Here is a 25,505-nt window from a genome sequence, read left to right as displayed (position 1 = left end):
GGTGGCAACCTACGCGCTACTGCTTGACGACGGTAGCGCTAACCCCCTTCACCACCTCGTGCACATCCGCACCATCGAGCGCCTCGGTCGTCACCTGGAAATCGGTGGCGAGCACTTCACCGGCGATGTGGTCGGCGTGACGCTCCGCCCAGGCCTTCTTCTCCTCGGGGACAGAGAGTACGGCCGCGATGCGGTCGGAAACCTCGAACCCAGAAGCCTTGCGGGCATCCTGCAGGCCGCGGATAACGTCCGCCGCCCAGCCTTCGGCCTCAAGCTCTTCGGTCACCTCGGTATCAAGTACTACCAGGCCGTCAAGACCTTCGATACGCGCGGTCGACTTCGGATTCGCTGCCTGCAGGCGCTCAGTGTACTCATCCGGGCCAAGCACGATATCGCCGTCCACTACAACCTCATCGCCGCGGCGTTCGTAGTTGCCCGCCTTGAGGTTCTTGATGGCACGCTGCACGTCCTTGCCCAACCGCGGGCCGGCGACCTTCGCGTTACAGACAACCTGGAAGGTGCCTACCGAATCGACGTCGTCAGTAAGCTCAACTTCCTTGACATTGACCTCGTCGCGAATGATATCGGCAAAGTCTGCCAGGCGCTGCGCCCCGTCGAGGGCCACCGTCAGCTTCGGCAGCGGCAAGCGGTTGCGCAGCTTATTGGACTTGCGCACCGAAGACGCTGCCGAGGCCACCGCGCGGGTCGCATCCATCGCAGAGACGAGATCTGCATCAGACGGGTAATCCGCGGCCTGCGGGTAGTCTGCCAGGTGCACCGAACGCTCACCGGTAAGCCCGCGGTAGATAACCTCCGCCACGTGCGGTAGCAGCGGTGCCACCACGCGAGTCACAGTCTCCAGCACGGTGTACAAGGTATTAAACGCCTCAGGATGGGCGTCCTCGCCCTCCCAGAAACGATCGCGCGAGCGACGGACGTACCAGTTGGTCAGGACGTCGGCAAACAGGCGCACCTCTTCGGTTGCCGTGGCGATATCGGTATCAGCAAGCGCCGCGTCAACATTGGCCACGACATCGTGGGTCTTAGCCAAGATATAGCGGTCCAAAACATGCGCGGAGCTGGTGTCGAACTTTGCTTCCTTCTCTGCGTAGAGCTGCAGGAAAGTATAGGCATTCCAGATAGGCAGGATAGCCTGGCGCACGCCCTCGCGAATGCCCTGCTCGGTCACGATGAGGTTGCCTCCGCGCAGGATAGGCGAAGACATCAGGAACCAACGCATGGCATCCGAACCATCGCGATCAAAGACCTCGTTGACGTTCGGATAGTTGCCCTTGGACTTAGACATCTTAAGGCCATCGTTGCCCAGCACGATGCCGTGGGCCACGACCTTCTTATACGCCGGGCGATCAAAAAGCGCGGTGGACAGCGCGTGCATCACATAGAACCAACCACGCGTCTGACCGGAGTACTCCACAATGAAGTCGGACGGCGAATGGGTTTCAAACCATTCCTTATTCTCGAATGGGTAGTGCTTTTGCGCAAACGGCATCGAGCCGGACTCAAACCAGCAATCCAGCACGTCTGGCACGCGGCGCATCATCGACTTACCAGTCGGATCATCCGGGTTCGGGCGCACCAACTCGTCGATGTGCGGACGGTGCAGCGACTCCGGACGGACACCGAAATCGCGCTCCAGCTCATCCAAGGAGCCGTAGACATCCATGCGCGGATAGTTGTCATCATCGGACATCCACACTGGGATAGGTGCACCCCAGTAGCGGGTACGGGAGATATTCCAATCGCGTGCACCCTCGAGCCACTTGCCAAACTGGCCATCCCGGATATGCTCCGGCAGCCACTCAATCTCCTTGTGGTTAAGCTCCACCATGCGATCGCGGAACTCGGTCACCTTCACGAACCACGCCGGCAGCGCCATGTAGATAAGCGGCTCCCCCGAGCGCCACGAGTGCGGATAGGAGTGCTCGATGGTGACGTGGCGCACCACTCGCCCAGCGGCTTTCAAGTCCTTGATGATGTCCTTATTTGCATCAAAGACCAGCTGGCCTTCATACGGCGGAACCTGCGAGGTGAACTTGCCATCCTCATCCACCGGGATAACCAGCTCGATGTCGTACTGGTTGGTGGTATTCATATCGTCTTCACCAAACGCAGGAGCCTGGTGTACCACACCGGTGCCGTCCTCTGTGGTGACGTAATCAGCGATCAAGACCTGGTAGGCATTGCGCAGATCCGGGAAGAAGCCGAAGATAGGCTCATAGGTAAAGCCCTCGAGTTGCGCGCCGGTAAAGGACTCCAGTACCTCGGCCTCACCCAGTTCCTTCTCCAAGGTGGACAGCAGGTTTTCCGCCATGATGAAGGTACGGCCAGCGAAATCGCCCTCCGTAGCTTTAAAGAGCACGTAAGAAACCTCTGGATGAACCGCCAAGGCCTCGTTCGAAGGCAAGGTCCAGGGGGTGGTGGTCCAGGCGAGGAAGGAGGCGTCGGCAAGCGCAGGGTGCTCCGCCAACGTCTTTTCTGCCGCGCTTCCCTCGCGCGCGCCCTCCACGGGGAAGGTAACCGTCAGGGTCGGATCCTGGCGCATCTTATAAGAATCATCCAGGCGGGTCTCCTGGTTGGACAAAGAAGTGTGCTCCGCCCAGGAGTACGGAAGAACTCGGAAGCCCTTGTAGATGAGGCCCTTGTCATAAAGCTCCTTGAACGCCCACATGACCGATTCCATGTAGTTGATATCCATGGTCTTGTAGCCGTTTTCAAAGTCCACCCAGCGGGCCTGGCGGTTGACGTACTCTTCCCACTCGTCGGTGTACTCCAGCACGGATTTAGCGCAGTATTCATTGAACTTTTCCAAGCCCATGTCCTCGATCTGCGCCTTTTCAGTGATACCCAGCTGCTTTTCCGCCTCCAGCTCAGCGGGCAGACCGTGGGTATCCCAGCCGAAGACGCGAGGAACGAAATTGCCAGCCATCGTGCGGTAGCGCGGGACGATATCCTTCACATAACCGGTCAGCAGGTGGCCATAGTGCGGCAAACCATTGGCAAATGGAGGACCATCATAGAAGATGTACTCTGGGCAGTCCTTGGTCTTTTCTAGCGAAGCCTGGAAGGTATCATCCTGCTTCCAGTACTTCTGGACTTCCTCTTCCATATCTGGGAAGCGGCTGGAGCCACCCGTCATGTCGACCTTGGGGTAAATCTTTTTCGCCATAATTATCCTTCACTCTTAACACGGTGCAGGGACGCGCCAATATGGCTCGCGGTACCACCCTGCTTGAGCCCGCAGGCTCCGCTTCGTTTCGGTGAAGGAGTTGACGGTCCCACCCGTTCAGTTCTACTGGGCCACACTGGCTGTTCTTCTGAATTGCTCCCCGGTGATGGCCGGATCACTGCGTGTAGGCCACAGTATAGCGCCCCTGAATCTTCGTGCACAATAAGTTATCCACAGGCTAAAAATTTTCCCTTGTGAGGGCTTGCGCGGGGAAATAAATTGTGAGTCGTGAACGCGCTAGATACTTACCTCGCAGCCATGGCACCCGGGATGGACATCGTCCTCGGGTGCGCAGGCATGTCCGAGGAGGACCTCTGCGCGCGAGGTGCCGCTGAAAAGACGGCCCGCGAGTTGGCATTGCTAAAAGAGGCGTACTGCGGCACGACCAAGTTCACGAGGAAGCGTCGTCGTGCTATCGAAGGTGCTCAGCACAATGGGCATTCCATTGTTGCTCTATCCATCATTGAAAAGTATGCGCGCAAGATGCCCACGCTTTTCGACGCCTGGGTTCTCCGCGAACAACTGTGCACCACCAAGGCCACAGCAGCGGCACTAGAAAAGCTGGCGCAATCCAAGGTTCCGAAGAAAAAGCGCAAGGTGAAGCCTGGTATACGCATCATCAGACGCAAGGATGCGCCGTGGACGCTAGCGATCGACGGCTCGTCTTCGTTTATTGCGGATCTTCACGCGGCGGTGGAAAACCAGGATAGGAAGCCGTTAGATGTAGTGGAAGATACGTTTTTCGGAGGAGATACGGCGCAACGAAGCACGGTGGTAACCAATGTCATCGTGCGGCTGGAAGACTACGTGCGCATCGTCAACGGTGATGGTGAAGAAATCACTTTGCAGATGACCAACGGAGCGACGCTTACGGGTGCGCAGTATGTGCGCCGCACCTTGAAGGAGCATGGGCTCATTACCCTAGTAAGCCCCTATGAAGGCGCGGTAAACCTGTACCGCACGGAGCGCTTCGCCAATGCCAAGCAGCGGTTGATGGCGGGCGCGGAAAATCCGGTATGCCCATGGCCGCGGTGCGCTAAGCCTGCCGATGAATGCCAAATTCACCATCTGGAGCCGTGGTTGCACGGTGGATTGACCAATATCGCGAACTTATCCACAGCTTGCGCGTACCACAATGGCGCCAACGATGACGATCCCAATGCCCCTCCGCTGCGCGGGCGACTTGCCCGAACGAACGGACAGATTCGGTGGCAACCGCCCGACTGCTAGAACCCGACTGCGAAATAAGGCGCCTCGTGCGCCTTATTGGCATGCCTGCTACCGAAGGCTTGGGGTCTCGCGGCGTTAGTCCTCGCGAAAGGCTGCGCGCAGAGCCTCCTGCTCAGGCGATTCAGTTGCCTGGGCTTTGTCAGCGCGATGCTTATGTGCCCAGTCTAGGATGAAACACACAAGTCCGAGGCCAGCAGCGGCAAAAACGATATACAACGACCAGTCGGCTCCCGAGATAACGAAGTTGACCAAGGCCACGAATGCCACGAGGGCGAGAACTAAAGCGGCAACGAGCACAATGGTTCCTTTCGGTAGGAGCGGGCTAAAACACGACGGTCTAAAACAACAATAGCGCCCCCGCCGCGGTGGCGGGGGCGCTAAGAAGAACGGGGTGGCTTAGTTGTTGCCAGCCTCGCCGTTCGGTGCGGCGGTGCCGCGGGTAGCCAGCTCTTCCAGCTGAGACTCCAGCAGGGTCTTCAGGCGAGTACGGTACTCACGCTCGAAGGTGCGCAGCTCGGAGATGCGCGCCTCTAGGGCGGTCTGCTGCTGCTTGACGGTATTCATAACCTCGGTGTGCTTGCGCTCGGCATCGGCCTGCAGCGAAGCAGCCTTCTCCTCGGCCTGACGGATTTGTGCTTCGGCACGGGAAGAAGCGTCGGACTCGGTCTGCTTTGCCTTAGCCTCAGCGTCAGATACCAGCTTCTTGGAGCGGGAATCTGCATCCTGCAGCTGGGCGTCGTACTTCTTCTGGGCGTCGGCAAGCTGCGCCTTGGAGCGAGAATCAGCATCGGTCAGCTGCTTCTCGGCGGCAGTGCGTGCTTCGGACAGCATGGACTCGGACTCTGCACGAGCCTCAGAGGTCAGGCGATCTGCCATCTCCTGTGCCAGACCCAGAACGCGGGCAGCCTGCATGTGGGTTTCTGGGGTAGCCAGGCCATCGGCGGTCTGAGCAGCACCAGCGCCTGCGATACCCGCAGCCGCTGCACCAGCCTTGGAAGAACCAGCTGCAGAAGCGGACTTCTTCAGCTCGTCGTTTTCCTTCTTGGAAGCCTCGAGGTCCTTCTTTGCCTGGGCTGCCTCCGCGCGAGCTGCCTCGGCGTCCTTCTTGGCCTGAGCCGCCTCATCGCGGGCCGCCTTCAGGTCTGCGGAAGAGGAAGCAGCAGCGGAGCCAGACGCCTGTGCCTTGGAAGCCTCAGCCTGAGCTGCCTTAACCTGCTCCTGTGCCTTCTTGGTCTCCTCCTTAGCACGGGAAACCTCGGACTTGGAGTCCGCCAGCTTGGTTTCGTACTCCGCGCGCAGCTTGGCCTCAATCTCCTTGCGCAGCGCAGCCTCATCGGTACGGGTGGAAGCCGCAGTTGCGGTACCAGCAGCACCGGCGCCAGCACCCGCCTTGGCCTGGGAGTTCAGATCGCTAACCTGCGCCTGCAGGTCTTCGTTCTCATCCTGCAGCTGGGCAAGGGCGTCCTCTACGAGGTCGAGGAACTGATCCACCTCGTCTTCGTTGTAGCCGCGCTTGCCAATTGGCGGCTTGCTGAACGCGACGTTGTGAACATCAGCTGGTGACAGTGGCATGTCTTCTCTTCCCCTTCAGGTTGGTACAACCCCGGAGCTTCCAGGGCCTTAGGAGTGCGGTTCAGGTCTAACTAAACCTTCCCCACAAAGGTACATGTGGTTCATAATACGGGTTATCGCGATTTATCGTAACCAAACGCCCACAATAATCGACGCCCCGCCGAGTCTCAACGTTTACCACAGGTTTCGAGGCGACGGGGGTGCTAACTCAGGAAAATTATCCGCAAAATCATTGTGAGTATCGAGAGCAAGACGAACAGCACAAGCACCGATACATCAAGCGCTACGCCACCCATTTGCAGAGGCGGGATCAGGCGGCGCAACGCTTTGACCGGCGGATCCGTAATTACAAACAGAGGCTCCGCTACAACCATGAACCAGCGTGGAGGGTTGAACTGCCGCGAGAAGGACTGGATCATTTCAATAATTATGCGAGCGATGAGCACCCACGTATAGATCCGCACGAGCAGGATAAGAATAATTCCGAGTTGTGTCACAATAACCGAGCCTATCGAATAAACCCCCGCAGATGCCCAATCGGCACCCCACGGGGGCTAAGTGAGACCTGCTGCTTTAGCGCAAGCCTGCGGCGCGCTCGAGCTCGTGCTTTGCAATGTCCGCAGACTTAGGCACGATAGAAAAGACCTTGCGCTCGGTGTCCATGCCCTTGGTGAGGTTGAGCATACGACCCTCCAGGCCGAAGCAGAGGCCGGCAGCGAAGTCGATGAAGCGCTTGGCGGTGGCCTTTTCTGCGTCAGTCAGCTCGAAGACAACGGCATCACCGTCACGGAAAGGTTCGCCCACCTTGGCTGCATCATTGAAAGACGTCAGCGAAATAGCCACGATGGTCGGAACGAATTCCTCCTGCACTGGGGCCGGCTCATAGGACTGCGGGGCGCGGCGAGGCGCGTAGGCCGAGGAGCTATTTTCGGAGTAACGCGGCTCCTCGTTGTAGTAGGCATCGTCCTCTTCGATGTCCACCGGGCCCAGCCCGAAGAAATCCTTCGTCTTATCAATGAATGACATTTTTGGGTCTCCCTCTGACCTAAATTTGTACAAGTCTAAACGCGTAAAATGTGTCTGGTGTGACTCATGTGATTTACGCTGTGAAATGCGCTTTTGCGATGTTTTTAACCTACTGGCCGCGGTCCCATGATGCTGGTTCCGACACGCACGATATCGCTGCCCGCAGCAATTGCCTGGGCCATGTCCGCACTCATGCCAGCAGACATTTTCAGCGGTCGATTGAGCTCAGAGGATAGACGATCTACCTCTCCGCGGACGTTTCGAAATACCTCGCCAGCATCGGCATCAAGTGGCGGAACCACCATGAGTCCGGCAAGTTCTAGGTGCTGCGCTTTTTCCACGGCACGCACGAGCTCATCGAGCGCCTCAGGAGAAACACCGCCGCGAGCACCATCACCGTCGGCGGAGACTTGAATAAATACCGGCAAATTGCTTTCACGCTCGCTTCGTTCCTTGGCTAAGGAAACTCCCCGCTCCAGCGCGTGGGCGAGCTTGAGGGAATCAAGCGAATGCACGCTGGCTGCCCATCGGGCTACGTGGTTGGCCTTCTTGGTTTGGATTTGGCCAATCATGTGGAAACGCAGCTGCGGCAGCTCGGTTGCCTTGGCGCGGGCTTCTTGTTCCCGGTTTTCGGCGACGTCGGTAACTCCTAGCTCTGCCAGCAGGGCAATATCGGCAGCTGGGTGAAACTTCGTCACCGGCAACAGCTGCGGTGGTTTTCGCCCTGACTGCGCTGCTAGCCGTTCAATCTCGGCACGGGTGGCCGCTAGGTTTTGTTCTAGCTGTGCCTTTCGGTCTGACATTACTTAGCCTCCAACCAAATTAGTCCAGCCTGGCGGCCGGTGACGCCTTCGCGTCGATAGGAAAAGAAGTCTTCGTCTTCGATGGTGCAGCGCGGGTCGGATTCAATCGCGGTGATACCTAGCCCCATAAGCTGGCGAATCAGCCCTGCGCGCACATCGATGCCCCACGTACCCTTCGACGTCCGTGTCTTGGAGCCGGGCAAGCGACGCTCGACGTCAGTGGCCATTTCCTCGGGCACTTCATAGTTCTTTCCCGAAGCAGCCGGCCCCATAACCACCTGAATGCGCTCGGGCTGTGCGCCAAGCTTCTGCATTTCGCGCACGGTATTGACCACAATGCCGTTGCGGGCGCCAAGGCGGCCGGCGTGGGCGGCGGCGATGACACCAGCGGCGACGTCGACAAGCAGTACCGGCGTGCAATCCGCAACAAGGACGCCCAAGCCCAAGCGGCGCTGGGTGGTGACAATTGCGTCTGTGGCTGGCACGGGCTCGTCCTGTGGACCATCAACGACGGTGACGGTATTGGTGTGAAGCTGTTCCATCCACACGATATCGTCCAGACCGGTCACGCGCTTCAAGCGCTCGCGGTTAGCGGCAACCGCGTCGGGGTCATCGCCGACGTGGTGCCCCAAGTTAAAGGAATCGTATGGAATAGCAGACGCCCCGCCAGCACGGCTAGTAAAAACCATGCGGACGGGGCGGGTGGTGCGATGTTCCTCGTTTACTGGCATGCACACCAGCGTAGCGCTTTGCGCTTAGCGCATGAAGGAAGGCACGTCCAGATCGTCGTCACCGTCATCGTCACGACGCTGGGACGGGCGGGACAAACGGTAGTCATCGCGGCGCTCCTCGCGGGAGAAACGGTCAGAGTTGGTGAACAGACCGCTAGATTCTGGGCGACGCTCCTCGGCAGGGCGCTGCGGGGTGTAGCGCTCTCGCTCCTGGCCGGCGCGCGGCTCGTAGGAGTGGCGCGGGGAGTAGTCATCCTGTACCGGCTGAGCAGCGGCAGGCTGCGCCGGTGCCGGGGTGACGGGCTCTGCGGCCTCGCGCTGGCGACTGTCAAAAAGGGAGCCCGGCTTGCGCTGTTCCTGCTCAGGCTGCTGCTGCGCAGCGGCCTGGGTCATATTCGCCTCGGCATCGAAACCGGTGGCAATGATGGTGATGCGGATTTCATCGCCCAGGGTGTCATCGATGATGGTACCGAAGATGAGGTTGACGTCTTCGTCAGCGCGCTCTTCCACCATGGAGGCGGCGGCATTAACCTCGTGCAGGCCAAGATCGGAGCCGCCGGCGATGGACAGCAGCACGCCCTTGGCGCCTTCCATCGTGGATTCCAACAGCGGGGAGTTAATGGCTTGCTCAGCAGCGGTCATGGCGCGGTTATCACCGCGGGCGGAACCGATGCCCATCAGCGCGGAGCCAGCGTCAGACATGACGGAGCGAACGTCCGCAAAGTCGACGTTGATCATGCCCGGAATGGTGATCAGGTTGGTAATACCCTGCACACCATTGTGCAGCACCTCATCGGCAGCGCGGAAAGCCTCGACGATGGAAAGCTCTTCCCCACCGAGCTGCATCAGGCGGTCATTCGGGATGACGATGAGGGTATCGCAGACCTCGCGCAGCTCCTCAATGCCGGCCATGGCCTGGCGGGTACGGCGAGCGCCTTCAAACTTAAACGGACGGGTGACAACACCGACGGTCAGCGCACCCATCTTCTTCGCGATAGACGCCACGACTGGAGCAGCACCGGTGCCGGTGCCGCCACCCTCGCCGGCAGTCACGAAGACCATATCGGAGCCCTCTAGGGCGTCTTCAATTTCGGACTTGTGATCTTCTGCGGAGGTCTTTCCTACCTCAGGGTTAGCGCCGGCACCGAGGCCGCGGGTGGCCTCACGGCCAATGTCGAGCTTGGTGTCTGCATCGGAGAAGATAAGGGCCTGGGAGTCGGTGTTGATGGCGACGAACTGAACACCCTTGAGGCCTTCTTCGATCATGCGGTTGACGGCGTTGACGCCGCCGCCGCCGACGCCGACGACCTTGATATCCGCGAGATTGTTATTGGAAGAGATCATGTGAGTAGGTCTCACCTTTCGCTACTTTAAGTCTGCACGTGCATTAAACGAGGAATGTAATGCGCTCCGCCGAAGGCGAATCGCGTTCCTTTCCATCTTTAACGACAGCGGTGTAATTTTCACGCACATTTTCCGCGTGTCGAGACCCTCAAGTTCCACTTTAGGGTTTCTCACCTGCGGTTTTATAAGTCACACCCGTATCATCCGCCCCATGGTTCAGGTACTAAAAAGAGCCCGTGCAGCGCACACGCCTAAGCGGTGCTGCACGGGCCCACAAGAGCGATAAAAAGCACCTGCGGGGGCACCCGTCGCCCTATCCGCGTGTGGTGACCAACTCAGGGTTGGAAATATTCCACTCGCGGCCTTCCATCTTCAATACTGTGGCAAAGGCATGCGCCTTGTCCTCATCGTTGGAATCGCTGGCACCCCAGAAGACGCGCCGGCCATCTTTAGTGGTGAAAGTCAGCGAGTACTCGCCCGCTACTTCGAGCTTTGCTACTTGGTTGCGGACATCGTCGGAAAGCGCTGCGATCGCCCGCACGGCATCCTGAGTTTGCGGCGAGCCACTATCGACGGAGCCGGTCACCTCAACCGCGCCCGCCGGAGGCTCAGCGGAGGTAAATTCCTCGCCTTTATCATCGATCAGGAAGGGCTTGTCATCGCGTTTTACAAACGCCACGGCCTTGTGCTCGGACACGTTGATGGTCAAGGTCGAAGGGAAATCGCGGGAGACTGTCACCGAATCGACCCAGTCCAATCCAGCAACGCCGGAAGCTGCCTCGCGCGCATTAACGCGTAGCAAATTTTCGCCCTTGGGAACCCCAGAGGCCTCCTCCACCTGTGCGGGATCAAGCTGGTGGACACCTTCCACCTGAAAATTGCGTACCTTCAGGACGGGAACTGTCCACATCACGGCGGCCGCTATGAGGGCCACAGCGACAATTGCGGCGATGACCCCAGCGATGAGCTTTGCGGATACACGCACTAGCTTGCCCGCAATTCATCGAGGATTTCTGCTGCCACCATGGTTACCGAGCCAGCACCAATGGTGAGCACCACATCGCCCGGCTCCACCACCGACACGACGTCGCGGGCAGCGGCGGAAAAATCCGGCTCGAAGATGACCTGCATATCAGCGGGCATCTTATCGGTAATGATGCGAGAGGTAATTCCCTCCACGGGCTGTTCGCGAGCGCCGTAGATGTCGAGTACCACGGCGGCGTCGGCAAGCGAGAGTGCCTGGGCAAACTCGGCGTCGAATTCCATGGTACGCGAGTACAGGTGCGGCTGGAAACACGCGATGACGCGCCCGCCGTGGCCTTCCGCCTCAACCTTGGCGCGCGCGGCCCGCAGCACTGCCGCAACCTCGGTGGGATGGTGGGCATAGTCATCAAAGACCCGCACGGGTTTGCCCTGCTTGTCGACGCTCCCCCGGTACTCAAAGCGCCGGCGCACACCGCTAAAGACAGCCAATCCCTCGGCGATGGCAGCCGGGGCGCCGCCGGAGAGCACACCGGCGATCAAGGCACCCATGGAATTGAGCACCATGTGGTGGCCTGGGATCTGCAGCTCGTAGCGCACGGTTTCAGAAACGCCAGGAAGGTCGAGCTTGACGGTGGTGTCCATGCCTTCCGCGGTGGTCTCTTCGCGGACCAGCTCGGCGGCCAGCGGCACGGTAGAGGTAAAAGACTTCTCCGGCGAGCCGTAGGCCACGACGTTGATCCCGCGCTCCAGCGCCCGCTCGCCAGCCCGGGCAGCGTGCTCGTCTTCGGCGCACACAACGAGGTAGCCGGTCTCCGGGGTGACCAAATCAGCAAAGTCATCGAAGACTTGGATATACGCTTCCTCGCTGTGGAAGAAGTCGAGGTGATCGGGCTCGATGGTGGTGAGGACCGCAACGTCGGGGCTATAGCGCAGCAGGGAGGCATCGGATTCATCGGCCTCGGCAACGAAAGCTTCCCCGGTGCCACCGTGGGCATTGGTACCCGCGCGATTGAGCTGGCCGCCGATGGCAAAGGAAGGATCGAGACCAGCGTGCTGCATCGCGCTCACGGTCATCGACGTGGTGGAGGTTTTGCCATGGGTGCCAGCCAGCAACACCTGCTTGTGGCCTTCCATCAAGGCGGCGAGCAGATCGGAGCGGCGAATTACCGGGATTTCGTTATCCTTTGCGGCCACTAGCTCCGGGTTGTCTTGGGGAATGGCGGCAAAAGAAGTAACCACGACGGTGGGCAGTTCACCAGACAGTCGCAGGTTATCCGCGGCGTGACCGATGGCGACCTTGGCGCCCATGGTGCGCAACACCTCAACCGGGGTGGAGTCTTTGACATCGGAACCTGTGACCACTCCGCCGCGAGCGGCGAGGATTCGCGCGAGCCCTGACATGCCGGAACCACCAATGCCGATGAGGTGGACGCGGCGCAGATCGTAGTGTGCGGGATCAGTCATTTACTTATCCTTCCTTCCAGCCGCGTCTTCGGCCTCGGATACGCGGGCGGCGATGCGGTCTGCGATGGAATTTGCCACGTCTCCGGCGCTGGCATGGGCGGCGGCGTGCGTCATCGACTCGAGGCGTTGCGGGTCATCGAGAATGCCGCGTACCTCGGAGATGAGTCGCTCTGCGGTCAGCTCCGCATCCGGAATCTGGATGGCGGCGCCTGCCTCGACCACCTCGCGGGAATTGAGCGCCTGTTCGCCATTGCCGTGCGGCAGCGGAACGTAGATGGCCGGCAGGCCTGCGGCGGATACTTCGGCAACGGTCATCGCGCCGGAGCGGCACACGACGAGGTCGGCTACCGCAAGTGCGGAGCCCATGTCCTCGATATACGGCAGTGCGGCGTAGTTCGGGTGTTCTGCGGGCGGGTCATTCTTCTTGCCATAGGCGTGCAGGAGCTGGAAGTCCTGCGCCAAGTCCTCCACCGCTCCAGCAACGGCGCGGTTGATGCTGGCCGCGCCTTGGGAGCCGCCGGTGATGAGAATGGTGGGAAGCTCGGCCAAGTTCCACTTGGTGCGCGCGTCTGCGGCCAGGTTGCCATTCGGGTCCTCCGCCAGGCTCGGGCGAACGGGGATGCCAACGACCTCGCCCGGCATGCCAGAATCCGGGTGGGCGTTGAGCCCAATGCCACCCATCTTCACGCCGAGCTTATTGGCCATTCCAGCCAAGGCATTGGTCTCAAGAACATAGAACGGGATACCGAGGGACCGCGCAGCAATATAAGCCGGCCCGGCCACGTAGCCGCCGGTGCCGAAGACGACATCCGCCTCGACGTCCTTGAGTATCTGCTTGGCCTCTCCCACCGCGCGGGAGAGGTTGAACGGTAGCTTGAAGAGCTGCGCGTTGACCTTGCGCGGGATTGGCACGGGGGTTATCAGGCTAAGGTCCACGCCGCGTGCGGGAATGATATCGCGCTCGAGGCCCTTTTCGGTACCGAGAGCGGTGATGCGTGCGCCGTGGCGCTCGCGCAAAGCTTCGCCCACGGCGAGGGCGGGTTCAATGTGTCCGGCGGTGCCGCCACCTGCGATGACGACGGAAATAGGCGTGGAATTCATAGCCTAAAGGCTACCAGCGCCACCTAGCGATAGCGGCGCTCGGCGCGCGGATAGCGGCGGCCGCTTCCGGTCACGGGGCGGCCAAAGCGCTCCTCGCGCACGCGGGATCGCGGCTCCTGCGGACGAGCGTGACGGCCCTTCTTCTTCGGCTTCGGCACCGGTTGCGGCTCGCCGATGAAAAGGAGGCGGTCGAACAGCGGGCGGCCAAAGTTCTGCATGGCGGAAATCTGCATCGGCTCATGACGCGCCACATTGCACAGAATGCCCATCGAGCCAATCGTGATGATAGCCGCGGTACCGCCGGCAGAAATCATGGGCAGCTGAATACCGGTCACCGGCAGCAAACCAATGACGTAGCCGATATTCACGAAGGCCTGCGTAACCACACCGATGGTCAGCGTTGCGGCGAGCAGGGACTGGAACTGGTTCTGCGCCCGCATTGCGGTGCGCAGGCCCACATAGCCCAACGCGGCGAATAGCACGATGACGAGCGCACCGCCCCACCAGCCGAGTTCCTCGCCCACGATGGCGAAAATAAAGTCATTCTTCGCCTCGGGAAGGTAGAACCACTTGGCACGGGATTGGCCGATGCCTACGCCCCAGAAGCCGCCGTCGGCAAGCGAGAGAAAGCCCTGATAGGACTGGAAACCCGTACCTTGAGTATCGGAGATATTGCCCACTAGGGCGTCGAAATAGGTGTGGAAGCGGTTGGAGCGGAAGCCGCCAGAAAGGAAGATAAACAGCAAACCACACACGGCTGCGACGCCGATGGTCGCGGGGACGCGCCAGTCGACGCCCGCGAAAATCAGGGTGAAGACAACCACGAGGGCAAAGGACAAAGCCATGCCCAAATCGCCCTGAAAGACGATGAGCAAGAACATAACACCGGCAATGAGGGAGTACATCATGAAGGGATCCGTCACCTTCATGGATTTGTGCTCCTTATCCGCCAATACGGTGGCACCAAACATGCCTACCGCGATGCGGGCAAGCTCCGAGGGCTGCAGGGAGAACGGACCCAAGTAAATCCAGGACTGGGAACCTACCTCTTCACGGCCGGTACCCACGCCGGGGATCAGCACCGCGATGAGCAAAATGATGGACAAACCCACAATCCACGGCACGCACTTGCGCAGGGTATGCGGCGACACTTTGAGACCAAACCAAAAGGCAACGAGGCCCAAGAACACCATCACGCACTGGCGCAATGCCTGGTTCCATACTCCGCCGTCCTCGGTCAGGGAAGTGGCCATGGAGGAAGAAAAGACCATGAGCACGCCGATGCCCACGAGGAAAAAGATGATTAGGCGCAGCAGCTGGTAATCAAGGCCTGCTTCCTGGCGGGCGCGCTCGCGCAGCTCGCGAACGCGGTCGCCAAAACTCTTGGAGCGCGGGCGCTGCTGGGAGGTGGCCGTCATGTGTTCTCCTGATCCTTAAATCTATAGCTCTAGTTACGGGTAAGTTCCCGCGCGGCCGCGGCGAATACATCACCGCGTTGAGCCATGCCGGTATACATATCCAACGATGCCGCAGCTGGCGCCAAAAGAACGGTATCCCCGGCGTCGGCGTGTTGCAGTGCAGCCTCCACCGCAGCATTCATGGCTGCACAAGGCTCCTGCGTCTCGATGACGTCCACCAGGGCATGCGGCGCGTGCGCCGCGAGGGCCCGGGCTACCTCTTCCCTATCCACGCCTAGGACTACCGCGGCCTTGATGTGGGCGGCGTGCTTGGCGACGAGCCCGTCTACCTCCGCGCCCTTCAACTGCCCGCCGGCAATCCAGACCACGGAGTTGAGCCCCTTGAGCGCCGCATCCGCCGCGTGCGGGTTGGTGGCCTTGGAATTATCGATGAACGTAATGCCGGAATGCTCATGGACCACAGCGCCGCGGTGCCCGGCGACGGTATATGCGGCCAACCCCTGCGCAATGGATTCCGGGGTGGCGCCTGCCAGACGCGCGACGCTGGCTGCGGCCGCAGCGTCCAGAACTCCTGCCAGGCCGGCGGGCTCAATGCCCTCTGCGGACGCGAGATCCTCACGCTTCCCGTCAAGCCGCGAGACAAGACGGCCGGCACTTACGCCCACCTCTCCCTGTGTAGGTTCAGCGGCAGTAAAACGGAAGAGGTCTGCGGTATCCGCGGCGTAGCGGACCGCCTCGGAGTCATCCTTGCCCACCACGGCAACCTCACCAGAGAGCACCTTGGCCTTCGCGCGGGCATAGGCATCGAACGATCCATGCCAATCCAGGTGGTCATCAGCCAAATTCAGTAGCACGCCCACATCCGGGCGCAGGTGGCTGGACCAATGCAACTGGAAAGAAGATAGCTCGGCGCAGAGAACGTCGACGCGAGGGGTGGCAGTGAGGGCGTCGAAAAGCGAAACGCCGATATTGCCCACCGCCAGTGCGCGCTTGCCGGTGCGCTTGGCATCTGCCTGCATAATCTGGGCCAGCATACCCGTAGTGGTGGTTTTGCCGTTGGTTCCGGTAACTACCAGCCAGGTACGCGGCGCGCCGAAGACACCCGCACGATCCAGGCGATACGCGAGCTCCACGTCGCCGATGACCTCTACCCCAGCGTCCTGGAGGGCGACCAACAAGGGCGAATCGGGACGCCAGCCCGGCGAAGTAACCGCAAGGTCAAAATCGCCTTGGGCGGCAGAATCGACGGAGACGGTTGCTACCCCGTACTCCTCCGCCAATTCCGCCAGCGCGGTCTGGTTGGAATCTGCCACGGTGGTATCCACCCCGAGGCTTGCCAGCATAGCGACGCAACCGCGCCCCGATACTCCCGCCCCGGCCACGAGCACTCGCCCGCGCAACGAGGATGGCAACTCGGTCATCTCTATTCCTCTTTCCTCGATAAAGCTAAAAGGCGTGAGTCTTAGGAGGCAAAGCCGACGGCAGACAACCAGTCGCCGTAGAAGATGCATACGCCGGCAATAGCGGCCATGGCGCTCAGCAGCCAGAAGCGGGTGACCACGGCGGTCTCGGCCCAGCCACCATTTTCAAAGTGGTGGTGGATGGGCGCCATACGGAAGAAGCGCTTACCGGTGCTGCGGAAGACGATGATCTGGATAACCACGGAGACCGTCTCAATCACGAAGATAGCGCCGATGATGATCATGAGCAGCTCGGTGCGAGTGGTCACCGATAGGCCGGCGACGAGGCCGCCGAGTGCTAGCGAACCGGTATCGCCCATGAAGATCTTTGCCGGCGCGGCATTCCACCACAAAAAGCCCAAGCAACCGCCCAGACCAGCTGCAGCCAGCACGGCCAAGTCGAGCGGATCGCGAACCTCATAGCACCCTGCCGCTGGCGACACGGCGCAAGAGTTGCGGAACTGCCAGAAGGAAATCAGTGCGTAGGCGCCCATCACCATCGCGGTAGTGCCCGCGGCCAAGCCGTCGAGTCCGTCGGTGAGGTTTACGGCGTTTGACCACGCAGCAATGAGTAGGTAGAGAAAGACCAAGAAAACAATGGTCCCGATGACCGCGCCGCCCACGGCGATGTCGAAGGTATCAAAATCGCGAACGAAGGAAAGGTTGGTAGACGCTGGGGTCAATCCATGTGCATCTGGGAACTGCAGCGCCAGGATGCCGAAGATGAGCGCCACGGCCAGCTGACCTACCAGCTTGGCGGTCTTGTTCAGGCCGAGGTTGCGCTTTTTGAATAGCTTGATGAAGTCATCGGCAAACCCCAGACCGCCAAGGCCCATCGTGAGGAAGTAGACCAAGAGACCGGAGGGGCTAAAACCACCGTTACCGGTCACGCGGGCGTAAATTCCCACCACGAGGTAGGCCACGGTGATGGCCAGCAAAATCGCCAGTCCGCCCATGGTGGGGGTGCCGCGCTTGCGCAGGTGCAGCTGCGGTCCGTCCTCGCGGATTTCTTGTCCCTTGCCTACCCCGGAAAAGTAGCGCACCAACATGGGAGTGGTAAAGATCGCGACGAGGAAGCTGAGGATGCCCGCGATAATGATCTGAGTCATTGCTAAAGGTCTTTCTCCTTGTACTGAGGACTAACGGCGATTGAGCTGTTCTGCCACGCGCCACAGGCGCTGGGCATTCGATGACTTGATAAGGACTACATCTTTGGCCTCGCGCCCCGTCCAATCTTCGATGCCGGCAGGCGCTACCCTAATGATGTCTTCGACCGCCGCCGCAGCGGCGTCAACATCCGGGCTGATAGTAGTATTTATACCCCGCGCCTGTGCGGCCTCAACCATGGCCCTCATATTCTCGTTTTCTCCCACGGCCACGAGGTGGTCAACGTGGTACTTGGAAAGCACTTCTCCCAATGCACGGTGGGCGGCCACTGCTTCTCCTCCGAGCTCGCCCATCTCACCGAGCACGGCGATGGCGCGGGCATCCGGTCGGGCGGCCGAGGTATAGGCCAGCGCCGCAATGGCCGCGTGCATGGAATCGGGGTTGGCGTTATAGGAATCGTCGATGGTGGTTACTCCATCGCGGCGGGTACGCACGTCCATGCGGTGTTCCGAGGCATTCTGGTGTCCGGATAGCGCGTTAGCTACCACTTGCGGGTCCATGCCCGATTCGATGGCAGCCGCGGCCGCTGCCAAAGCGTTAGAGACCTGGTGCTTGCCAAAGACCTGCAGCTTTACCGGAAGCGGGTCCGTTCCCGGCGCATGCAGCACAAACGAGGGGCGGGCGACGTCATCGAGCTGGATATCAGTGGCGTAGTACTGGGCGTCGGAAGCTGGCGGCTTATTGGCCGAGTAGTAGACGACCTTGGCCGAAGTGCGCGGCGCCATGCCGGCGACGAAGGGATCATCGGCATTGAGTACGGCGACGCCGCCCTCAGCGGCCGAGGGCAATGCTTCCACGAGCTCGCCTTTGGCTTGGGCGATATTCTCGCGTGAGCCGAACTCACCCAGGTGAGCGGTACCAACGTTGAGTACCACGCCGACGGTGGGCGCGGTAATGGTGGTCAGGTGGCGAATATGTCCGATGCCGCGGGCAGACATTTCGGCAACCAGGAAGCGGGTGTGCTCATCGCAGCGCAAAGCGGTATACGGCAGGCCGACCTCGTTATTAAAGGAGCCGGGAGGAGCAACGGTGTCACCCTCAGCGCGGAAAATCGTGGCCAGTAGGTCCTTGGTGGAGGTCTTTCCGGCCGAGCCGGTTACGCCCACGATGTCTAGGCCTTGCTCGGCGGTCAAGCGGCGGGTGACCTCCCGCGCAATATCGGATAACGCCTGCACCACCGCGGCGGCCGAGCCGTCCTCGTCGTGGGCATAGATATCCGCGTTGGCGGCATCACCGGTAACGCGGCCTTGGGGCTTGACGACGACCGCCGGAACCCCCACCGGCCGCGCAGCTAGCACCGCCACTGCGCCCTGCTCGATGGCCTTTGCTGCATAGTCGTGGCCATCCACACGGGCACCGGGCAAGGCAAGGAAAAGCCCGCCTTTTGTTACCTTTCGGGAATCGAATTCGATGAACCCGGTAACGCGCTGGTCTGGGTCAGACACGCAATCGAGGCTGCCCCCGGTGATTTCGGCAATATCAGCAATAGAAAGTGGAATCATGTCTACTCCTTCGCATTCCCAAGGGTATCGCGGTGCGGGGTTCCGGCCAGCTTTTCCTCGATGGCGCGGGCCATTTCCTCGCGGTCATCAAAGTGCAAGGTTGTGCCGTTCACGAGCTGTCCCACTTCGTGGCCCTTGCCTACGACGATGACGGCATCGCCCGGCTCGGCCCAATCGACGACCTCATCGATGGCACGGGCGCGGGAGCCTACCTCGCGGATATCGCCCTCCGGGGAGGCGTCACGTGCGCCCGCCATCACCGCCGCGCGAATGGTGGCAGGGTCTTCGGAGCGCGGGTTGTCATCGGTAACCACGGTAAGGTCAGCGCGGCTGGCTGCGGCTGCGCCCATGATGGGGCGCTTGGAGCTATCACGGTCTCCGCCGGCGCCGACGACAATGCCGACGCGGCCTTTGGTTCCCTCCAGCTGGCCGCGCAGGGTGTCGAGCACCGCAGCGATGGCCGCCGGCTTATGCGCGTAGTCCACCACGGCCACAAAGTCTTGGCCGCGGTCGATGCGCTCCATACGGCCAGGGACTGCGACCTTCTCCACGCCCGACAGGAACTCCGCTGGGTCCTCTCCTACCGCGGCGGCCATGCCGAGCGCCAAGCAAGCATTGGCGATATTGAACTCGCCAGGCAGCGGCAGCCGGAAGGTGAATTCGGCGCCGTCATAATTCAGGGCTACTTCCTGGGCACCGGTGGCCTCAGTGGCGGTTTGGCGTGCGCTGATCGTGGCCGAAGCGCCCTGGGTGGCAACCGTAGTGACTTTGTGGCCCGCGCTCTTGGCGACGCCGCGCATGCGCTCGCCCCACTCATCGTCGATGCAGAGGACGGCACGCTCGGCCGCCTGTTCCCCAGCGAAGAGCTTCGCCTTAGCCTGGAAGTAATCCTCCATGGTGGGGTGAAAATCGAGGTGGTCTTGGCTCAGGTTCGTAAAACCGCCTACCGCAAACCGAGTTCCGCGCACGCGTCCCAGCTCCAGCGCGTGCGAAGACACCTCCATCACCACGTGGGTAACGCCCTCGTTCTTCATGCGCGCGAAAAGCTCTTGCAGGGTCGGTGCCTCAGGCGTGGTGAGCGACGTGGGGACCGGAGTGCGGTTGATGCGGGTACCGGTGGTCCCGATTAGACCCACGGAATGCCCGGCGTGGAGCAGACCGGCCTCCAGTAGGTAGCTGGTGGTGGTCTTGCCGGAAGTGCCGGTAACGCCGATAACCGTCAGGTTGCGGGTGGGGTGGCCATAAATCTCGGCGGAAATGGGTCCGAGCACGGCACGAATATCGTCCACCACCACAATAGGGCGGGTCTCTTGGGCCGCGGTAAGCAGGTCGAGCCCGGCGGCGTCGGTAAGCACAGCTGCAGCCTTAGTATCGTGGGCAAACTGCGCACCGTGTGCACGAGTGCCCGGCAGGGCGGCGAAAAGCGCGCCCTCAGGCAGCTGGGAAGAATCCAGCCCGCACGCGGAGACCTCCACGGAGGCATCACCAATGACGCGCCCGCCAGAAAGCTGGGCGAGAGTATCCAAAGAAACGGTCATACTAAGCTCCTATTGTGCCCGCAGGGTCAGCCGCGGTGCTGGTTTCGAAGTCGGAATATTGTCACGGTTAAGCAGCCACGAGGCGATGTCGCGGAAAATCGGCGCTGCCGATTGGCCGCCACCGCCATTGTCCTCCACGCCGGATTTGGGTTCATCCAACATGACGGCAACGACGAAGCGCGGATCATCGGCCGGGGCAATACCGGCGAAGGTGATCCAATAGGCGGAATTCGAATACGCCCCGGTATTCGGATCGACCTTTTGAGCCGTACCGGTCTTACCGGATAGTTGATAGCCCTTGAGCTGCGCATTACCGGCCGTGCCATTTTGCAGGCCGGCATCATCGTCTTGGAAGACGGCGCGGAACATATCCACCGTTGTCTTGGCGGTTTCAGGGCTTAGCACCTGAGTCTTTTTCGGTTCCTCCAGCTTTTCGTCCTTACCGTCTGGCCCCTTCACAGAATCAATGATGCGCGGCTCGATGCGCTCGCCGCCATTTGCCAGTGTTTGATACACACTCGCCATCTGCAAGGTGGTCCACGACTGGCCCTGGCCAATGGGCAGGTTGGCGAAGGTGCCGCCGGACCATTGCTCTAGATCCGGGACGCTGCCGGCCGATTCGTTCGGCAGCTCAACGCCCGTGGTATTGCCCAACCCAAACTTCTTTAGGTAATCGGCGTACTTTTCTTGGCCCAATTTATCGGCGATCATCAAGGTGCCAACGTTAGAGGATTTACCAAAGATGCCGGTGGTGGTATACGGCTCGGTGCCGTGTTCCCACGCATCATTCACCGTCACGCCCGCCATATCGATGGAACCGGGGACCTGGTGCACCTCATCCGGAGTGGTCACACCCTCCTGCAGTGCGGCAGCCGCGGTAACCACCTTCGCTACAGAACCCGGCTCATAAGGATGGGAGACGCTGCGGTTTTCAAAGTCCTTGCCTTCATCGAGCTGATCCTCAATATTCTTATTGGGATCCACTGTATCCGTATTTGCCATGGCAAGGACCTGGCCGGTTGCAGCATCGAGGACCACTGCTTCTGCACCGGAAGCCTTGGAGTTGGCCTTAGCCTTTTCCAGTTTTTGCTGAACGTAGGTCTGCAGGTCCAGATCCAAAGTGAGGGTGACGTCGCGACCATCAACGGTATCCACGACGTCACGCAGTGTGCCCGGGATCACCTGGCCATCTGCGGATACGTCCTCGGTGGACTGGCCGTCAATGCCAGTAAGTTCCGTATCGCGCGCGGCCTCGAAACCGAACTGTCCATGGCCATCCATCGACACCTTGCCCACAACGTTTTCACCAATGGCGCCGTTGGGGTATTGGCGGATGTCTTGGCGGTCCGCTGCCACTCCGTGGTACTTATTGGCGATCTCTACGGCAACATCCGGATCGACATTGCGCACCAGTACCTCATACTGGGTATCGGCTTTGAGCTTATTGAGGATGTCGTCCTTATCCACCTTGGAGGTCGAGGCGCCGGAATCCTCAATCAGCTTCGGGATTCCCTCAGACATGTCCTTGAGGGTCTCCTCCATCTTCTTGGTGAGGAAGCTATCCAGCTTTTTATCATCCATGCCCTCGGTCGAGCCATCTTTTTGGGCCTCGATCTCGGCCTTGTCTTTTAGCTCATCGCGCAGGCGGGTCGGCGAGACGGTCAAGGAACGAGACTTCATCGTGTAGGCCAAGCGCTGGCCATCGCGGTCTAAGATCTCTCCCCTCCGGGCCGGCTCAATATAGACGCGCTCACGCTGGGTGACGGCTTTGGCGGAAAGATCCGGGCCCCACACAAGCTGCACCCACGCCAAGCGGCCAGCGAGGACGACCATCGCCACGAGCACCACGGATACGATGATGCGCAGGCGTTTGCGCATCATTTTCTTTTGCGGCACCGCGGAGCTGGCAGAGCGGCGCGGGCGGCGCCTAGCCTTACTTGGCGTAGTCACAGTCCAGTGTCACCTTCCCTATTTCCGCCACAATTTCTTGCGTGTATTGATTGTGCCCTACAAAAGTGAGAATGCCCGCGCCACCACGCGCGAGCATCATCTTTTTCACCGATTATTCTTCCCTAGCTACTCGGCGCGGCTGGCATACGGCGCACGGGCCGGAAGGTTGGGTCGCGCATTGTTCTGGGCGGCATCAGCTTCGCCGGCCTCACGATCGGAATTACGGTCGGCATCGCCACCATTGCTGGTGCGCTGCTGTCCCTGTGGCACGGCATTGAGGGAATCCGACATCCCCTCCGTATCCTTTGGGTCGCTGGAAGCCTGGCCCGGGCGGATTGGTTCACCGTTGACATCAATGAGCTTTTCGGTATCCGGGGTGCCTTCGCGCTTGTCGACGATCTTTCCATCGCCGCCAACTTCCGCAATACCCGGCTGCTTAGGAATAGCCATTCCCATTTCATCCGCGCGGCGCGCAATATCAGCAGAAGAGCTGAGATTTTCCGCATCGCGGTTGAGGGTCTCAATCTGGTTATCCAGTTGGGAATCCTGCACGGTGAGCTGCTGGATGGCAAAGGTTTGCTTGGTAGACAGACCAGACAGCCACATGGCCAAGGCCACACCGACGATAAGCAGGGTGAGGGAAATGACGCCCAACCGGGTAAGGAGCCCGTTCTTCTTCGTTTGCGGCTGCAGCTGGCGTCCGCGGAAGCTCACTACTTGCTTCGAACCTAGGCGCTTCGTGCTGCGGTGCGGCACGCGAGTGCGGCTCGGAGCACGCTTAGTGCTGGGACGCTCGCGCAGCGCCGTCGGGGCTCCGGTATCGATTCCGGTGGTGAAGTCTCGGCTGGCGCCCATGGTGCGAGTGGCCTCTCTGTCGCGGCTGTCAGTCTTTAGGTGGTTGCGGCGTGGGATGGTGCTCATTGCCTGCCTCCCGGCGGTAGAAATTCTGGCATTCCCTCGAGTCTTTCGATGGCACGAACACGCACCGACGCAGCTCGCGAATTTTCCACAATTTCCTCTTCAGAGGCCTTTTCCGCCCCGCGCGTAACGATCTTGAACTTCGGCGCGGTGCCCGGAAGATCCATCGGCAACCCAGCCGGCGTCTTGGAAGTGGTCAGTTCTTTGAAGGCTGCTTTAACGATGCGGTCTTCCAAAGATTGGTAGCTCATGAATACGGCACGGCCACCTTCTGAAAGCGCCTGGGTTATGACCGGCAGGACATTTTCGATAGCCTCCAACTCGCGATTGACCTCAACCCGCAGCGCCTGAAAGGTGCGCTTGGCGGGGTGCCCTCCGGTACGGCGGGTCGCAGCGGGAATGACATCATATAGCAGCTCAACGAGCCGCGCGGAGTTCTCGAAAGGCTCCTTGTCGCGCTCTTTCAACACGGCGGAGGCAATTTTTCCCGCGAAACGCTCATCACCGTAGGTTTTGAGGACGCGAGCCAAATCGCCGTGCGAATAGGTATTGAGTACATCTGCCGCAGTAATCCCTTGCGAAGGGTCCATGCGCATATCCAGCGGTGCATCCGCCTTATAAGCGAATCCGCGGTCAGCCTGGTCTAGCTGCATGGAGGAAACACCAAGGTCAAAAAGAGCGCCGGCAATGCCTACGGTGCGGGCCGAATCAAAGATATCGCCCTCCCCTTCCGCGATGGCGCTGCCCAGCTCATCGAATCGTGCATTAACACCAACGAAGCGATCGCCGTAGGGCGCAAGACGTTCGGTGGCATTGCGCAGCGCCTGCTTATCGCGGTCAACGCCAATGACTCGAGCTTTGGGGAAAGATTCCAGGAAGTAGCGAGTGTGACCGCCGGCGCCCAAGGTGGCGTCGACAAGCACGGCCTTATCCCCCGCCGCCTCTACCTGGGGGCGCAGGAGATCGGCCATGCGCTCGCGCATGACTGGCACGTGGCCGTGGTTATCCGCCACGTCATAATTAAGGTCTTTAGTAGCCATGTCTCCCCGCAACCCCCTTTCTCAAATTCCCTGACTTCCAGTGGTGGAAAGCATGCGAGTGCGTATAGGGCCCTGTCCGAGGCAGGTTTCTGATATCGGGGAAGTACACCAGAATCATCCGCCTCGGACAGAGTCCTTACACGCACTCTTGTGCAGGCTTAGAGCAAGCCCGCCAGTACGTCATCGGCATCTGCTGCCGAATAAGCATCTTCAGTTTGCGACTGGTACTCAGCCCACGCGGCTGCGTCCCAAATTTCGAGAAAGTCCACAGAGCCAACCACAACGCACTCCTTAGACAAGTTCGCATATTCCCGATGCCCCGCGGACAACGTAATGCGCCCATGCCCGTCCGGCCGCTGTTCGTCCGCACTTGCTGCCAAGTTACGGATGAAAGCACGTGCTTCTGGGTTGGTTCGAGAAACTGCCGCAGCCTTCCGCGCGCGTGCCGCAAATTCCTCCCGCGGGTACACGGCCAGCGAGTGGTCCTGCCCCTTGGTGACCATGAGGCCACCCGCGAGTTCATCGCGAAACTTTGCCGGAAGCGTAAGACGTCCCTTGTCATCGAGCTTCGGAGTGTAGGTTCCGAGAAACATCCCGGCGTCCACCTTCCTTACTCGAAAACTCCGGATTCTCTTACTTCAGAATCGAGGCCCTTAAGCCCCTCTTTCCTCCGCTGCGCCCCACTCTACCCCACTTTCCCCCACCTAACCCACTTAAAGCGGCGTGTCCCTCAGATAGCTCTCGATTACGTGCAGCTAGATAATGGTTTTTCCAGTGGGAAGAAATCCCGCGAAAGGCCTTGACAGCTCACTACAATCACCCCACTCACCCCACCCGTAACACCAATATAATGCGCCCCACTCCACCCACCGACCCCATATGCTGTGTTATCGAGGACTTTTACCTAAGCCCATGGGGCAACTACCCCACGATTGCCCACCCAGCGCCTCATCCGTGGGGCAAAGTGGGGAATTTTGGCGAGATACAAAAGTGCCCCGGTTGACCCTCAC

The 25,505-nt window shown here is 60.3% G+C and carries 21 protein-coding genes; 1 reads left to right on the top strand and 20 read right to left on the bottom strand.

Going from position 1 to position 25,505, the window contains the following annotated elements:
* Positions 1-16: 16 nt before the first annotated feature.
* Positions 17-3,187: an isoleucine--tRNA ligase gene (gene ileS, locus QKD99_RS05365; protein WP_347950907.1), complete on the bottom strand. Its 3,171-nt coding sequence runs from the start codon at positions 3,185-3,187 to the stop codon at positions 17-19.
* Positions 3,188-3,475: 288 nt separating this feature from the next.
* On the opposite strand from ileS, the gene QKD99_RS05360 reads away from it, so the two are divergent.
* Positions 3,476-4,477, top strand: a complete 1,002-nt coding sequence (locus QKD99_RS05360) for an HNH endonuclease signature motif containing protein (protein WP_284814860.1) — start codon at positions 3,476-3,478, stop codon at positions 4,475-4,477.
* 75 nt (positions 4,478-4,552) lie between these two features.
* On the opposite strand, the gene QKD99_RS05355 is transcribed toward QKD99_RS05360, so the two are convergent.
* From QKD99_RS05355 to mraZ, 19 genes are all read right to left on the bottom strand, one after another.
* Positions 4,553-4,774 carry a hypothetical protein gene (locus tag QKD99_RS05355; protein ID WP_049377639.1) on the bottom strand — a complete coding sequence of 74 codons (222 nt, stop codon included), beginning with the start codon at positions 4,772-4,774 and terminating at the stop codon, positions 4,553-4,555.
* 99 nt (positions 4,775-4,873) lie between these two features.
* Positions 4,874-6,049, bottom strand: a complete 1,176-nt coding sequence (locus QKD99_RS05350; protein ID WP_239228170.1) for a DivIVA domain-containing protein — start codon at positions 6,047-6,049, stop codon at positions 4,874-4,876.
* A gap of 203 nt (positions 6,050-6,252) precedes the next feature.
* On the bottom strand, positions 6,253-6,546 hold the full coding sequence (locus QKD99_RS05345; protein ID WP_239278943.1) for a YggT family protein: 294 nt from the start codon (positions 6,544-6,546) through the stop codon (positions 6,253-6,255).
* A gap of 76 nt (positions 6,547-6,622) precedes the next feature.
* Positions 6,623-7,075 carry a cell division protein SepF gene (sepF, locus tag QKD99_RS05340; RefSeq protein WP_005324522.1) on the bottom strand — a complete coding sequence of 151 codons (453 nt, stop codon included), beginning with the start codon at positions 7,073-7,075 and terminating at the stop codon, positions 6,623-6,625.
* A gap of 104 nt (positions 7,076-7,179) precedes the next feature.
* Positions 7,180-7,878 carry a YggS family pyridoxal phosphate-dependent enzyme gene (locus QKD99_RS05335; RefSeq protein WP_347950906.1) on the bottom strand — a complete coding sequence of 233 codons (699 nt, stop codon included), beginning with the start codon at positions 7,876-7,878 and terminating at the stop codon, positions 7,180-7,182.
* Positions 7,878-8,609 carry a peptidoglycan editing factor PgeF gene (gene pgeF, locus QKD99_RS05330; protein ID WP_297551745.1) on the bottom strand — a complete coding sequence of 244 codons (732 nt, stop codon included), beginning with the start codon at positions 8,607-8,609 and terminating at the stop codon, positions 7,878-7,880. Before pgeF ends, QKD99_RS05335 begins: the two co-directional genes overlap by 1 nt.
* A 24-nt stretch (positions 8,610-8,633) precedes the next feature.
* On the bottom strand, positions 8,634-9,953 hold the full coding sequence (ftsZ, locus tag QKD99_RS05325) for a cell division protein FtsZ (RefSeq protein ID WP_239278946.1): 1,320 nt from the start codon (positions 9,951-9,953) through the stop codon (positions 8,634-8,636).
* A gap of 313 nt (positions 9,954-10,266) precedes the next feature.
* The gene (locus tag QKD99_RS05320; protein ID WP_297551743.1) at positions 10,267-10,938 is read right to left on the bottom strand and encodes an FtsQ-type POTRA domain-containing protein; all 672 of its coding nucleotides are present in this window, start codon (positions 10,936-10,938) and stop codon (positions 10,267-10,269) included.
* Positions 10,938-12,401: a UDP-N-acetylmuramate--L-alanine ligase gene (murC, locus tag QKD99_RS05315; protein ID WP_239278950.1), complete on the bottom strand. Its 1,464-nt coding sequence runs from the start codon at positions 12,399-12,401 to the stop codon at positions 10,938-10,940. Before murC ends, QKD99_RS05320 begins: the two co-directional genes overlap by 1 nt.
* Positions 12,402-13,502, bottom strand: coding sequence for an undecaprenyldiphospho-muramoylpentapeptide beta-N-acetylglucosaminyltransferase (gene murG / locus QKD99_RS05310; protein WP_284814852.1), 1,101 nt, complete (start codon positions 13,500-13,502; stop codon positions 12,402-12,404).
* 23 nt (positions 13,503-13,525) lie between these two features.
* Positions 13,526-14,920 (bottom strand): putative peptidoglycan glycosyltransferase FtsW, encoded by a 1,395-nt coding sequence (locus QKD99_RS05305; RefSeq protein ID WP_284765762.1) that lies wholly within the window; start codon positions 14,918-14,920, stop codon positions 13,526-13,528.
* A 29-nt stretch (positions 14,921-14,949) separates the two neighbouring features.
* Entirely contained in the window at positions 14,950-16,341 is a 1,392-nt protein-coding gene (gene murD / locus QKD99_RS05300; protein ID WP_284765761.1) for a UDP-N-acetylmuramoyl-L-alanine--D-glutamate ligase, read from the bottom strand.
* A gap of 41 nt (positions 16,342-16,382) precedes the next feature.
* Complete coding sequence (mraY, locus tag QKD99_RS05295) at positions 16,383-17,489, bottom strand: phospho-N-acetylmuramoyl-pentapeptide-transferase (protein WP_239278954.1); 1,107 nt, start codon at positions 17,487-17,489, stop codon at positions 16,383-16,385.
* Between the two features lie 30 nt (positions 17,490-17,519).
* Complete coding sequence (gene murF / locus QKD99_RS05290; RefSeq protein ID WP_347950905.1) at positions 17,520-19,049, bottom strand: UDP-N-acetylmuramoyl-tripeptide--D-alanyl-D-alanine ligase; 1,530 nt, start codon at positions 19,047-19,049, stop codon at positions 17,520-17,522.
* A 2-nt stretch (positions 19,050-19,051) separates the two neighbouring features.
* On the bottom strand, positions 19,052-20,587 hold the full coding sequence (locus tag QKD99_RS05285) for a UDP-N-acetylmuramoyl-L-alanyl-D-glutamate--2,6-diaminopimelate ligase (RefSeq protein WP_347950904.1): 1,536 nt from the start codon (positions 20,585-20,587) through the stop codon (positions 19,052-19,054).
* Between the two features lie 9 nt (positions 20,588-20,596).
* Complete coding sequence (locus tag QKD99_RS05280; protein WP_347950943.1) at positions 20,597-22,465, bottom strand: penicillin-binding protein 2; 1,869 nt, start codon at positions 22,463-22,465, stop codon at positions 20,597-20,599.
* Positions 22,466-22,663: 198 nt separating this feature from the next.
* A complete protein-coding gene (locus tag QKD99_RS05275) occupies positions 22,664-23,458 on the bottom strand; it encodes a hypothetical protein (protein WP_284768531.1) in 795 nt (264 codons plus the stop codon).
* A complete protein-coding gene (rsmH, locus tag QKD99_RS05270; protein ID WP_284768530.1) occupies positions 23,455-24,495 on the bottom strand; it encodes a 16S rRNA (cytosine(1402)-N(4))-methyltransferase RsmH in 1,041 nt (346 codons plus the stop codon). The genes QKD99_RS05275 and rsmH overlap by 4 nt, the downstream gene beginning before the upstream one ends.
* A gap of 158 nt (positions 24,496-24,653) precedes the next feature.
* Complete coding sequence (mraZ, locus tag QKD99_RS05265; RefSeq protein WP_005324499.1) at positions 24,654-25,088, bottom strand: division/cell wall cluster transcriptional repressor MraZ; 435 nt, start codon at positions 25,086-25,088, stop codon at positions 24,654-24,656.
* Between the last annotated feature and the right edge of the window lie 417 nt (positions 25,089-25,505).

The sequence above is a fragment of the Corynebacterium sp. c3Ub_189 genome (genome assembly GCF_039907195.1).
In the GTDB taxonomy this organism is placed as follows: Bacteria; Actinomycetota; Actinomycetes; order Mycobacteriales; family Mycobacteriaceae; genus Corynebacterium.
This window is presented reverse-complemented; position numbering and strand designations above follow the sequence as displayed.